The sequence below is a fragment of the Candidatus Woesearchaeota archaeon genome (genome assembly GCA_016192995.1).
GTDB lineage: Archaea > Nanobdellota > Nanobdellia > Woesearchaeales > DSVV01 > JACPTB01.
The window spans coordinates 21,440-36,865 of the sequence record JACPTB010000003.1; the positions used below are offsets into that span (position 1 = coordinate 21,440).

3 protein-coding genes (1 of these 3 running past the window's edge) are annotated in these 15,426 nt (G+C 36.2%); 1 reads left to right on the top strand and 2 read right to left on the bottom strand.

What is annotated here, in order from left to right; genetic code table 11:
• Nucleotides 1-447: a hypothetical protein gene (locus HYY69_02835; GenBank protein ID MBI3032386.1), complete on the top strand. Its 447-nt coding sequence runs from the start codon at nucleotides 1-3 to the stop codon at nucleotides 445-447.
• Here the strand turns inward: HYY69_02835 and HYY69_02840 are convergent.
• Both HYY69_02840 and HYY69_02845 read right to left on the bottom strand, forming a co-directional pair.
• A complete protein-coding gene (locus HYY69_02840) occupies nucleotides 437-5,317 on the bottom strand; it encodes a hypothetical protein (GenBank protein MBI3032387.1) in 4,881 nt (1,626 codons plus the stop codon). The genes HYY69_02835 and HYY69_02840 overlap by 11 nt on opposite strands.
• Nucleotides 5,304-15,426, bottom strand: partial view of a HEAT repeat domain-containing protein gene (locus HYY69_02845; GenBank protein ID MBI3032388.1) — the 3' portion only. The gene runs 12,338 nt beyond the window's last position; 10,123 of the gene's 22,461 nt are visible here — the last part of the coding sequence; its start codon lies off the right edge, out of view — the gene reads right to left on this strand; it ends in the stop codon at nucleotides 5,304-5,306. Before HYY69_02845 ends, HYY69_02840 begins: the two co-directional genes overlap by 14 nt.

A 15,426-nucleotide genomic window follows, 5' to 3' on the forward strand; every position in this document is an offset into this window, starting at 1 on the left:
ATGGCTGAATCTCAAGAACCATTGGATGATAAAGTGGTACTTTATTGTTTACCATCTAATTTAGATTTTCTTGGGGGAACCAATGCTCTCAAAGCGTTCAAACAGCGTCAAGATGGTATTTCATATCTTGTGTTTATACTTGATAACGAAAGATATCATCGAGTTACGGCCTCTGGCCCCAAGGAAAAAATGGAGGTATCAGATCTCGGTCATGTTGTAATGTTATATAATTACGTTAAAGATAGGTTAAGAGAAGGAAAATTAAGCGTAGTTGAACTTGCTAATCAAGAGAATTATCGGAAAAGATTGGAAGAGCTTTTTAGACAATCTCCACCTCATGAAGGGCAAAGTAAAGGATATATTGTTTGTGATGAAAGAGTAAAAAATGATGTAATGGCAGTTGTTAAGGAATATTTACCTGAAATAAATATTACCGTTATTCGATAAACACCTGTTCTTTTAATACTTCAATTCGTTGTCTTATTTCATCTTCTGTAATGTCATTGTTCCTTGCATCTTCACGAGCAATTCTGTTTAATGCTCTTACTATTCCTACACGTGGGACTTCATATGGCTTGTTTGAACCTGCAAAAACAATAAATCTAACTCCGTTATATTCAACAGTTACATCATGGTTTCCAATAGGAGGAATCACCTTAAACCCATCAATATTTTTCTCAAGAAGTGGGAGTACTTCTCGTGTATCATAGATATTTCTCAGCGTTACTTTATCTTTATCTGGAATCTTCTTTGGAATTAAATAAAGATTTTTTGTTGGAGTAAATGGTTTGTATTCTGGATCCAATGTCTTTAAGAATTTATCAGCAACTTCTGCAATACTTCCTTGTTCTAATGATGTTGCTATATCACGCTGGAGATAAGCAGCTTCAAAATATCCTGCTTTTTTCAATTCTTCTTGCAAAAGTGGTTTAAGTTCTTCAGAATCTAAAATTTCTTCTAAATCTGTTAACACTTCTTCAGCACTTTTGCTATAAATACTACTACCAACTTCCTTTCCAAGAATATAATTATCATCAACAAATTTAACGCTGCCTGATTGTTTGTCTTTGATAAATAATTTTGTTTGTTCTTTGATAATCACTTCGAGATTATCTTCAGCTAATACATTAGTTACTCGATCTAATACAACATCAGCGGCAGTGTTCTTTTGAAATTGGATGTCTATTATATCAACAGCGATTCCAGCATCAACAATCGTTGTTCCTCTGTCAATTGATTGCGCTTCAGTTGGTATTAAACCTGAATCGCCCTTTTTTACTTCTTCGATTGTTTTAACGACACTTGTTCTTGCAGATTTTTTTCTAATTGGGGAAGCATCTTTCCATCCTTGAATGTTGAGTGAACAAGATAAACTGCCCAGTTTACAGGATGATGATTCAAGTTCAGGATAAGAAATAGCATTGTAGATTTTCCGAGCAATTTCATCTTTACCTAACTTCCCTTCTCTTAACCATTTTTCTGCTAATGCTTGCCGCTGTTCTGCAATATTTTGATGGGGGATTTCACTGCCATGCTTTGCATATTCGCGTAGTTCACCTGCAGAAATAGTGATCACTCGAGTCAATGTCAATCGCTCTACTATCATTCTTCTTTGTTGGTCGTAGGCATATTCACCATTCTCATAAAATAGTTCTAATTCATTCATATTATTGATAATACGATCTGCTATTTCTTCGGGTGATAATTTTGATAATCTACCCACCAAAAAATAAGATGTTCGGTGAATTAATCCATCCCATAACAGAGAAAAGAATCCAAGAGTTATACCTAAAATCACTAATAACGCTGTTTTCAATGACTCAAGAGTACTTTGGTCAATAGTACTTTCAAAACTTTCTGCACCCAATGCTTCTGAAGGGAGAAATAAGCTGAATAATACCACTGCTGCGATTCCTATTGCCTGCCTCAAACGTGAAACCGGTTGTGTTTTAAATGAGATAACTTCAGCATAGGCATCTTCTTTTGTAGTGTCTTCTCCTTGATCTAATGCTTCAATTTTATCTAACATTTTGAGCCGGTCTTCTCTTTGTTCAAACGTATATTTTACTCTTAATGCTTGCGGAGTCATGTACATCTCTCCATCTTCTGTTGTTGTAAAAAATGAATCAACATTAGGCTTTCCATCCTGATCTATATCAAACACTACTACGCGACTTGTTTTTCTGTCAGGAATAACTTCAACCGGCAGAACTATTCCTGGTGAGATTTCTAATGAACCTTGTTGAATTGCTGCTTGATCTATAACTTTATACCCAAATCCAGAAATCAAATCTATTTTTTGACCATTGTTTAAGATAATAGCGCCTACTGCATCAGAATCATAACCAATTCCTGTTTCAGGATCATAAGGATTATATCTCATAGGAGTGTAACTTTTAATGCCAAGTTCTTCTAAAATACCTTGCTCTGCTTTTTCCTGCAGTAATTGATCTAATGTTCTCCATTGTGTTCGAGGAATAAGAACATCAGCATCTCCGGTACTTTCACCAATCAACGCAAGCTCATCTGCAATGCTTCCAGAACCGCTCATAGCCCATGCGATTTGCTGCTGTTTTAAATAATCAGTAAATGGTTTAATATCCTCGAGAATTTGTTGTCTGCTCGTGTAACCAATACCTGAACTTGTTTCTATTTCAGCAATAGGAATTTCATCTTCGATTGCATTATCAACAAAAATAAACAATCGCTCATTTCTTACTTTAAAATTTGCACTATCATGATTTTTTGCTGCATCTATTTCACGATACGTTGCACTCTTTTTGCCGCTGCCAATATCTTTTGCTTTGGTTTCTTTCAATGTCTCTTCCAATGCTAAACCACGAGCTCCAATAAGGTCATCTGCTTGAGTGTAATCAGCATCATAAGCACGTTTGATGGCATCAGAGATCTCAACAGGTGTTAAAGCAGCAGCAAGTGTTTGTGCTGTTTGCTTTATCTCCTCAAGGGATGCTTTTTGTAAAAATTCATTAACACTGCTGACTCCCTCTTGAGCAAGAACTGTAGATACTATGGGATGTTGTTCGTTTGCCCTTAATAAAGAATTAACAACATAGTTGTATCCGTATTGATGTGGTTCATGATCAACCTTAGTTTCTCCATAATTTTGAATGAAATATTCTAAATTTGGTTTAACATAAGGTCCAAACATAATCTCAGACATCATTGCTCTTGCTTCTAAATCATGTTCATGATCCTGCAGGATTCTATCTATAGAATCTTCTTTATGTTTAATTTCATGAACTAACACAGATAAAATCCATTCTTCGTTAATCGTGGTTGGATCTTTAACATAGACAACAACATTTCTTCCATCAACAATAAGATCTGATGATCTTAATTTTGTTGCTTCTGAATAACCTCCCCATTTTGCATGAGGATCGTGGACTAAATAAATTCCATAGGTAACTCCCTTATAGGTCTGAGTAGTATAACCTTTCTCCATAATGTCAGCGAGAAATAGATTTAAACTTCCCTGATCTTCAGAAGCTAATAATTTCCCTATTTCAATAACCCTATCATTTTTTCGCGATTTAACACCAATTTTAAAATATAAACCATTTGCTTTAAAGAAATCAAATAAGATGGTATTGACTGCTTCTATGTTATTATTATCCTGACTTAATTCTCCCAGGAATGTAATTCCTTGAGTAAAGGTAGGATCGTTTATTTCCTCAGCGAGTTGTTTTAGACGTTTCATAATTTTATTATATTTATAACGTGCAATGAATTTTTTAAAAAATCCTACTTTGTTAAGATCAGCATATCCTAAAATAAATCTTCCTTTTTTAACGGGCAATGATTCCAATAATTGATTTAAACTAATGAATAAGTCAGTAATTTCTTCTTGTTTGTTATCTGATAATTGTTGGTATTGATTGGCAGGTTCATGAACTAAAGGAAGTATTTCAACAATAATCTTATTTTTTAATTCATGCTTTTGTTTTAGTGACTCAGGATCAGTTTTATCAGTGTACACGTCATCTATCTTGTTGAGTATAGTGCTTATGCTTATTTTTCCTTCAATAGTTTCTTCAACTTTAACAAGAGGAGTTTCTGATAAACCTAATTGAGCAACTTGTTCATTCGAAAAATGCATGCTTGTTCCTGTTGGAGAGGTGGTTACTGCATCGCCAATGATGCGTTCTCTTTCGCTTTCAATCTCTAGTTCTGTTCCAATTAATTCATCTTGTTGTGCATAATCCTCTCTTGAAAGTAATTCACTCATAAGTAAATGAGCAGAACTTCTAACAGAACCATCTGAATCAGAAACAAGAGGTTCTAGTGCTGCAATTGTATCCTTCACTAGTATAATCTTTTTATTAGTAAGTGATCTTAAAATTGTTATCGCACTTTTCCTAACTTCAGGATCAGTATCAGAAAGCAACCCTATCACTCTTGGAGCTGCTAATCTAAGTTCATCATCATACTCAGTAGATATGAGCAGACTTAACGTACTTAACGCATTGATCTTTATTCGAGAACTTGATGAAGAAGATAAAAGAGCTATGATGTTTTTAATAGCTCGTCGGCCGTCCATTTGTTTAAAATTTTTTTGTTCGTAAGATTGATGAGTATATAAAAATCCTAAACTAACTATAGCAGCAAATTTAACTTCTTCATTTTGATCAGCTGAGAAACTATCAATAAGACTACTTATTAATGGTTCAACTGCAGCATTATATTCTTCAGCTGGCAATGCATCCAATGTCTGAAAGAAAAAATGGTTGGAAAAATCATTTAAATCTTTTAGTGCAACTAGTTTGTTGTTGTCTGAATCTGAAGCCAACTGGTTTTTCAATGCTTTTAAAAGTTTAATTTGTTCATCAAGATTTACTGGTTTTGTTTCTGCTACTGCTGAAGGTTGTTGAGCAGTTTGAGCGCTTGGCGTTTTCTTTTCAACTCTTGTAGGTGTTTGCTGTTCCTTAAAATACAAACGATCAGTTAAAACTGCTATTCCAAATAATGATAAAGGATACAAACCAGGAACAGGAATTGGAATTAATGGTAATGCAAGAATGTTCAATGCAACAAAAAGTATTTTTCCTGATCTTGGAAGCATTTGCCATAATCTTGGCATGGCTATTTTCAGTTGTGAAGAAATAAGGTTTAGAGGTTTCTTTGGAAGGAAGACATAATCTGAAATAAATAATTGTTTCGTTCCATCAGGTTGCGTTGTTACATATGGATCAAGGATTTTGTTTCTAACCAATAATCTATAAACCACTTCTTCTCCAGATAGATCATGACTGTATCGCGCGCTATCGCTGGCTGTTATCCCTAACTTAAGCAGCATCATATCGCGCGCTATCGCTGGCTGTTATCCCTAACTTAAGCAGCATCACTTTTTGCTCATCAGTCAATTGAGGATGATGGGTAAATAATATTTCAGGTCTTTGCTTGAGCTTGCGCAATTCTGCTAATTGTCCGCCGTGCAGCTGATCATATGTTTCAAGACTGGAAACAAGCAAAGTTTCGTCTGCATCTGCAAGATCAAATGGCATTGCAGACAATGCTGCTGCTATTGCAGTTCGCTGCTGTTCATTTTCAGCTGATGCCATTGCTTGAGATAGAGGATAGAGCGCAGAAAAATCACCAATTCTGCCAAGAGCAATTGCAACTTCAGCAGTATGCGTTCCACCAAGCAGATCAATGAGCGCTTCAATAGTAAGATATTGATTAGCATAATAATTACTTCCTATTCTTCCCAACGCTTCTATGACTAAACGTTTTGTTTCTTGATCAGTATCATCAGAATCAAGCAGTTCTAACAATTCAGCAACTGCCTCTCGAGTCTGCAATAATCCTAATGCTTGAATTGCATTTGCTTGAACATCAGGATTAGAACGATCCAATGCTGATTCAATTAATGCAGGAATATATTCAGATGGTGTTAGCAATGCTTCACGCAAAACTTCAGAACCCTGATTTTCATACTTTGCAACGAGATTAGGAACTAATTTCCTTGCAGATTCAATCATCATTGTTTCGATATCTTGTTCGTCTATAAGCAAACTTGATGAACGCATATAAATATTTTTTAAAAGTTCTAACTTTTTGCCTAAAGCAGGATGTTTTAATCCACGCAATGTTGCAAGATACAAATTTTGAAACATTGATTCTGAAGCTGTTGCAATATCGTCCAATAATCCATTTTTACCATAAGCACTGAAAAAAGTATCCAATCTTTCATCTATAAAAAAACTGCCATAACCATTATACGGCCAGCTTGCTACATAATCATCCTGTTGATGAGGATTTGCTTCGATCCATAATCCGCCTTTTAGAGAATTTTTCCAGAGTTCATTTGCTGCAGCAGTTTCAGCATTATCTATGAACTGAGTTAGATCATCTATCTCATATCCTGCATCAGTAAGTTCTTGGATAATTTCAGAAGTATAAGACGCTTTTTGTACTGTTCCATCACTAAGAGTATAATAAACACTGACCGTGTCTAATATAGTACCATCATTTAAAACATCATATAATAAAACTGCAGAATTTCCAGTTCCAAGTTTTTTAACTAGTTCTAATAGATTATGGATAATTGTTTGTTTAGATTGACCTGCAAATTCCGGCTCAGTGCCATAATAATACAGCATCGCCAAACGTTCTCTGACTACAGCATGACTTAATTCATGATCAAGCACTGAATAAATAATATTGTTATCAGTAAATAAGCTGTTATAATCAACATAAAAAGTGTCACCTGATTGAAAACCTCCAGCAGATTGCCCATTAAGACGAATATTTTTTAATAATTTGATATTTTTAAGATGCACACTTAAAAACCCGCGCGGATATGCTTTGAATCTTTTCTGCAAATAATCAAGAGCTTTTTCAAACTCATCTTGAGTTAACTGCCCACCAATAACATTATCCGCAAGAGATGAAGGTGAATCAACAGTAACGCTAACATCAACAACCGCAGTTTTTGACGATGGCAAATCAATACGACGCGGAGCTGCAATGATCCAAATAATAAGAACACCTAATACGCTTAAAGCAACTAAACCTATTTTCAAAATGACTGCATATGGATTATATTTGCTGAATATTCTTTTGAATAAAGAAATTCTTCCATACTGCTCAGCATACGCTATTTTTGATAGTGGTATTTTATTGCCATTATCATCAACAAAATCTGTTCCGCCATAATAAGTCATCCATGTTTTAGCATAAACAATAGAAGTAACTGCCGTTTCTGCTCCTTCAGGTAAAATTTCAGATTGATCAACATAACCAACATAAAACCGATCACCAAAACGAAGTTGTTTATTTTCAAGTCTCTGCTGAAGTTTACGCTGGTTAAGCAAACCATCTTCAAAAGGCATACCATCGCTTATGGTTTTAGCAAGCATCTCTAATGAAACCGGTAGCTGATCACGTCGATTTGCAAATAAATAAATACCAAGAAGTTGATAAGAAGACTTGCGTTCAAGAAATAATAATCTGTTTACAGGAGGCTGACGCAGCAATTCAGATAATATTCCTGAAGGAAGATCACGAAAATTTGAGGCTAATTCATCTAAGGACATGTCATACAATTGAAGATATAATTCGTCTCGAGACAAAGTAATTAAATCTGCATTGATTAATGCTCCTAATATTGATACTTGCCGGTCTCGAATTATTTTATTTTTTTCAAGAATGTCTAATACTGAATTTGGATCATCAGCTAAAGCTAAATCATGTATAATCTGGGGAGCTACATCAGGTGAGATACCATACACATTTGAATATCCATCAAGCAAAGGCGCAACAAGTTTATTTATTCTTTGCTGGCGAGATGCTCTATCTGCAGTCTCATCAACTTCTTCGCCATCTTCTCCTTCACTTATTGCAACAGCCGGTAATCCACCTGCTCTAATCGCTACATCATTTACACTAAAACCATGGGTAAGGAGATATTGCAGACGAAGTATTGGAGAAGGCAGTGCTGTAAGATCACTGACTTCTTTATCAGTTAAATGTTTATCACCTGGAGCTTTTGGACCAAAGTTTGCTGATAAGAATCCTTGATCATTTTTTTTAAGTTTCAAAACTGAAAGAGCTAATTGTTTAGCTTCAGTCTCAGTTATACTAGTTGATGACTTTGCTATTTTCCTATTTAACCACCACCATATTCCTCCACCAATTGCTAATGCGCCAACAACAATCCATGTAACTGGATTAGAAGCAACTGCGACAATCGTTGTCCATACTCCTGTTGAAGCTCCTGCTGCTGCGACTCCGCCTGCTCCTGTTGATGCTGCTGCTCCTGCTGGAGCTAAGAGAATTCCTAATCCAACTAATCCTGCAGTTACTGCACCAATAGTATTTTTAACTGGCTGGCTTAATACAGGTTGTACTTGTGCAACTTCAACATCAACATCCTGCACTCCTGCTTTACTAAAATCTGGTTTGTCTTCTGCTGGTTTTGGTTTTGCTTTAGGCGGAGCTTTAGGTTTAACTGTTGGTGCTTCAAAATCAGGTTTCTCTTCTGCAGGTTTTGCTGTTGGCTTTGCTTTAGCTGGAGCTTGAGGTTCTGTTTTAGCTGGTGATTCTGCTGCTGGTGTTGTTTCTTTTAAGGCTGCTAATTTATCTTCAGCATATTTTCTTTGAGCTTTAAAATACGTGCGATCTCCTTCACTTACAGAAGAATCAGCAAGCATTTCAGTTGCTATTCTTACAACTTTTTCCAAGAGAGGAATTTTTTCAGCATTAGTTATTTCGTCAGATTGAGATTGAGTTATTTTTTCTTGTATTTCATTTTGAGCCAGTAATGCCGTTGATTGCTCTATTCCTCTACGTTCAAAAGCTCTTTTTGTTTCTTGTTCAGCAGAACGTGGTTGAATAGTTTTTGGCTTAACTTGTTCTATTTTATCTTCAACAGGCAAGGTTTCTTCTAGAAGAACAAAACGTGAATCACTTTTAGTAAAAAGTAACCCTGTTAAAGCTAATATAGGTAATAAAATACTTCTTGAACCTAAAATACGAAATTTTGACATCCAATTAATCCACTTAGTTGGAGGTTCTGTTTGTACTGGTCTTACTTTCTTTCCAACTCTTAATCCCGGCAAGGTTCGAGGGTCAATAGTATCTCTTAATACTAATTGTCGATTTACTTCTAGAGCTAGTTGATCAGCACCAAGCACTGGAACTTGAGCATTATCAAACTGAACTCCTTCTTCAGAAAATTGCCCTGTTCTGAATGAAAATCTTCTTGTTCTGAAGGGTATAAACCATGTGCTGAATTTTTCTTTTATCTTATTCTCCTTATCATTCGCCATATTTTGCTTTGAAGTTCTAACTTGAATAGTATAAGCTGGTGTTTTCCTGATTGTTTTTTTGGAGATTTTTCCTGCCAGCCATTTCAATATCGGACCAACCATAACTCTTGCACCAGCTATAAGTAAAATTTTTCCCGAGGTAAATCCAATAACATTTCCTAATAACGCTAAAAACCCGAATGCTAAAATATTTCCTACACTGAAGCTTGCTGCTGTTAATGCAATGATACTCAATACTACATAGTTACCACCAAGAATATGCCCCAGTAATGTTTTCCCAAGTGCAGCACTACCAACAGATTCTAAGCTTCCTTCGACACCAGCAGTCTTTGCATACCATGTTGAAGCATCCATGCCAAATGCTGACATTATTCCAGGCAATATATAATCAGCAACAAATAAGCCGCCAACAATTAACGCAGATTTTCCCCAGCCGCTGAATACTGATCGTAATTTTGTTGGTGCTGCTTTGTTAAGGGTTTCTTCTGCTTCTTCAACACTCCATTTATTGCCTGGTTTAGTCAATCCTAATAATGTTGGATCTTCTTTACCATTTATTTCTTCAAGACGAACAAGATTCTCTGCTATTCTCTTCAATCGTCGAGCTGCTTTGCCTTCTTTGTCAAACACAGAGGGATGGGCATTGATTGTAACAGTATACTCTGGTGTTTTAATACCAACTCTTGCGATGAGCCATCTTCCAAGTCGATTATACCATCTATCATTTAAAGTTATTTTCTCTATTCCTAAGCTTATTTGACCTGGGTTTAAGGTTAAACCATATGCTTCTAATTTGTCACTCTCTTTGCTGTCCTCAGCGATTGGTTCTAGATCTGCTTCTGGTTCAATGCCGGTAATAGTACGTTCATTATCAAACGGTTTTTCAGTATATGGTTGTCGAGGAGCAATTGCTCTAATTGCTTCTTGTGTTGGCGCTGCTTTTTTACTAAGTTCTTCATAATGACTACTTACCTCTTGCATTCCAAGAGTATTATAATATTGACTTAATTGCGCATATACAATATCCCTGCCATATTCCAATCCTAAACCAAGATAATGTTCTAGCGCTTGGATTGCTAAATGATATTGGTCATCATGTTCACGTTGTTGTGCATGATGAATATGAGTTTCTAAGATTGTCTGAATTGCATCTACGGTGATTGCTGTTTTGCCAGGCAACATTTCATCAAGTGCTGAAGGTGATCTGAATAATGGTGTCTCAAGCAGTGCTACATAACTCTCAGTGCCTAAAACTGCTTCAAGACTAGTAAGCTGTCGTTGTTGTAATTCACTTACACGTGTTTTTTGATAATGACTGCCTTCTTTTCTTTCATCAATTCGATCATCTTCAACAACAATACCATGTGCACGACGATAAAGGTTGAATTTAAGGATATCTTCTAGTGTTAGGGTTGCGCCTGTTCCTCCAACTAGTTTTTTAATCTGTCTTCGTTGTTCTAAAGGAATACCTGTTAGTTGATGATTAAGTTGAGCTACTATCCCATTAATAGAATAAATACCTGCACTTTGCAGTTTTCGTTTGAGTGCAGCAGTTTTTTCTTTATCGATTCCAAATAGTTTTGGGATTTGTATATCTCCTTTCGTTCTAGTATGATATTCTAACAAAACTATTTCATCAGATGTTAAAATAGCATCCCTATTTTTCGAACCAATTAATCGTTCTAGCTCTGCAACTTCTTCTGCAGTAAAATAACTGCTGATTTCAGCAACATCAAATGCATGAAGCGCATCAACTACTGATCTGTAACCTGTGTTGCGTAATTGGTTTAGTCTTGCAACATCATGTTGTTCTTGCTTGGTTTTCAGTTGAGATGCGTCATGAGAAACTGGTTGTGCTGCAGGAGATGGTGTTGTTACAGGCGCAGCACCTTGAGGAGCTTGTGGAGATGGTACTGCTGGTTGAGTAATAGTTTGTGATAATTGTAACGCTGCTTCATATACATTTCCTGAAGTTAATGTTGTAATTGCTGCTGTCATTTGCGGATTGACATTGCCATCTTCTGCTTTAACACCTGCAATAGCAACAATTAAACGCACTTGACCTTGAGGAGTTTGTGAAGATGGTGCAGGTTGCCTACGAGTAGGTAATCCAACATCTGATGCTATAAATGGCTGGCGAGTATTGATGGCATTCAATGCAGCAGTTGCAGCATCTCTAACTTGCTTAACTTCATCTGCTTTATTGATTCTTGCTTGTAATGCATCTTTCGCTGCATCAGTTTCAGCAAATGGAGCTAATGCTTGCAGAATACTAGCAGCATTTATTCTGATATTTTGAGTTTGATCAGATAGTTTTGTTGTAAGTAATGTAACCATGGTAGTTTTCTTTTCATGTCCTAAGTCATTTACAGCTTGTAAAACAGTTTGTCCTAAACTTGGAATTGCAGCAAATCTCATTATTTCACGTAATTGCTCATCGCTCCAAGAAAATTCTCTATAATCTCTTCCTAATACTCTGATTATTGCACGTTTTACTCGCGGCAAAATTCTATTATTTTTTAACATGCTAAGCAGTACATCAATATCCCTACTCTCTTTATCTGAAGCAAGATCAACCAATGCGTTTACTGCATCTGCTGGATTACCTGTTTCAATAGTTCTGTATAAACTATCTCTGTCTTGTTTAACAGGCCCTTCACTTGTAGGAATTTGAGGACCAAAAGAAGGAGTTGTCTGAGGAGTTGTTGGACCGACTTGTGTTCCTGCATTATGTCTTCCTGTTATTGCAGTGTATGCTCTTTCAGCAGCAGATTTTGCATATTCATCTTGATCGTTTTTCCTAAGATCATCTAATTTAGATAATGCATTATTTGCTTGGGTAAATCCTGCATATTCTGTTAATGCATATCCTGCTAATTGTCTGACATGACCATCTTTATGATCTAATTGTTCTATTAAGAATGGTATGTATCTATCCATTCCTTGAACTTGATGCAATTGGTTAACAAGCCCTATCAAAGCTTTCAAAACAGTTTTATCATCTGTTGTTGTTAATGGTTCAAACTCTAGGACAACAGCTTCAATGCCCTGAATATTAAGCATACTTCCAAGTATATATAATAGATTTTCAACAGGTTGTCCTTGGTTTAATAATGTTATTAATTCAGGAATTATTCTTTGAGTTTCGTCAGTATTGCCTGCTCTCCCTATCAATAAAGACAGCAATAATGCTAAATCCAATGAACCCTTATCTTTAAATTGTGTTAAGCTTAATGATAACAACTCGTGGACTTGACCCTCAGATAAATTGGATAAGATAGAATTTCTTCCAACAAATATTATTACTGCATTTATTTGTCCTCCTGTTCCTGAAGTTACGATTTCTTTGATAAATGGATAAATTTGCTGTAGTTCATCAGCAGAGAGTCCTAAGTAATCTAATGCACGTAGCGTAGCAACACGTTCATTCATGCTTTTTGTTGTATCTGCAGCTGCAGCGATAAGTTGTGGTTTCAGAGCAGCAAAATCATAATTATTATCATGAGTAACTACATTTCCAATAAATTCATATCTTCTTTCTGCACCAGGCAATCTTCCCGTTTCTGCATCTGCAAAAAACTGAATAATCTTTGGTAATACACCTTGCATGTTTTGCGCTTGAAATACTCTTGCAGCAGATGATCTCATTGAATCTGAAGTATCTGCTAACGCAGTAAGTAGCAGATGAGCAGCGACAAGGCTGTGATCCTGATGATTAGATTGAGTACTTTCCAAAGTCCTTATTGCAGAATATTGTTCATGAGGGTCACGACTATCTAAATCCTTGATACCAGTTTGTATAGCTGGATTGGTTGATTCAGGTAATAATCGTCTTAATACTTGGGAAGATATTTTGCCAGCGCTATACAATTCAACAAGATAAAGATACTCATCTATGTTATTGCCAAGAGCTGCTGCTGGCCGCGCTTTACTTTCATAGTCTTTAATATCATCATCACTTGCTGAAGCAAGTTTTTTATTTTGAAGTTCTTTTAGGAGAGCAACATTTCTATCAATTCTTTCTTTAGGTTCAGGATACAATTTATTTTTTTCTTTGAAAACTCGATTAAGCCTGAAAGCATAATATGCATTAGCTATAGTGCCATATTTATCTTTAACATATCCAATGACAGGAATTGTTACAATCGTTAAAAACAAACCGAACAAAATGATACGCACAGTGGTTCCACTTATTCCATTTTGTTCTATTTCTTCAGCAAGTTCATCAGCACCAGCAAGTCTTGCAATTAATGACACACCCATAGCTAATGCTATGCCAACAATTGCAGGTCCTGATCCGCCAAATCCACCGCCTCCTCCTTTTTTAGGTAATGTTGGCGGAGGAGTAAGGTCAACGAATGGATTGGTATCAACTCCAAAATCAAACCCTGGTTCTGAAATCTCAGGTGGTGATGTACTGATACCTAATTCTTCTGAACTGCGTCCTGATTCTGCTGCATCAATTGCATCAAGCGCTTGTTGTGCTGCATCATGAACTTTACTGTCATGAAAACGCTCTTCAATTATAGCTCTTAATTTAGTTTTCAATCCGACTATATTTTCATTTCTTGCACTTAACAAAAGTGCTGTGTCTTTTAAAATACTTATTGATTCTATTTGAAACTGAATCTTTTCTGTTCCTCTTAACATAAACCAAGCGTATTCGCTCAATTCTTTTAAATCAGTAGTACTTAACTTAGCGAATGATTCAATCGCAGCATCTTTAAGTTCAGGAACATTCCTCTGTCCCCACAAATGCCTCATCCTATCTACTGGCCATTCATAATCATTGTAATGATCTCCTAACACTTTTATAATTTCAACTTTAACAGCAGCTGGAATATTTCCAACGGATACTCGACTGAGCAAGAATCCAATATCATATCTATTTTTAACTGCTGCAAGTTTATACAGCGCTTCTATTGCTTCTACTTCATTTCCTGTAGATATTGATATTTCGTAAGTATCACGATCTTCTGCTTTTGCATCAGTTGGAAGCGTACGTAGTGTAGCAGAAGCTTGAGAAGGTTGACCTGTTTGTTTAGCAGGAGCAGATGGAGGTGCTGGAGCAGGCGCTGATGGTGTAGTGGATTGAGCTGGTGCTGATGGAGGAACAGTAGGTGGTGGAGTTGGAGGAATTGTTGAAGTTACCGGCGGCAACGAAGGTGTTTGTACTGTAACTAAAGTTAATGTTAATCTTAATTCTCGAGCTTTTTGTTGAATATAACTTTGTAATGATGGATCTGCTAAGATTAATGCATTGAGAATACTAATATAGGCGGTATGTTTTTCATTGCTTGCATAAGCAATTAATAATGGAGTTACTAATAATTTTAAGTCTTCTTTTTTACCAGCAGCTACTACAGGTTGCAATTCATCAGCCATTTTTCGAATAGCCGGCACATCATTTGGCTTGACAGCTAATTCAGGCGGTTGATTAGATTGTATATATGCTTGTATGCCTAACAAAATATCTTCAACAAGCGGATGTGGAACGGGCGGAAGTTGCGATTCACGAGCTTTTAATCTATCAGCAAGCAGACTAATTTTAGGTTGAATTGGAAGTAATTCACCTCCATGTTGTGCAGTTTGTTCTAATGTTTCGTAAGCCTGCAATCGTATTAGTGGATGATAAAGATTATTTTCATCTTTAATTATTCTTTCAAGCTCACTGTTTAATGCATCTGTTTCAGGCAAGTCTTTTAATTTCACAATGCCTCTAAGAGCAGCTGATAATTCTTCACTTGAACGCGAAGCGATTAAGGCAGATTTTAATTTTGAAACAGCTTGATCAATAGTTGTTACACCCAGTATTTCAAGCACAGGTCTTACCGTTTCAATATCTGGCTGCAATGGCCTGCCTGTTTCAGTGACAACAGTTTCTTTAATTTTTTCTCCGATTCCTTCGTTTGCTAATTGCGTCACTGCTGTTTCTATTGCAAAGGAATCTTTTACTGCTGGACTTAAAATAGCAACAGCCTGCTGCACTTTTAGTGTTAATGTTCCATCAGCTTGCTGCAAGTTCAGAATATCAACATATAATCCTGTTTGCTGACCTACACCTAAAGTAACTCCTAAATCTTTTGCAGCTGCAGAAATAAATCCTTTTAATGATGAATCAACTGCAATAATGCCG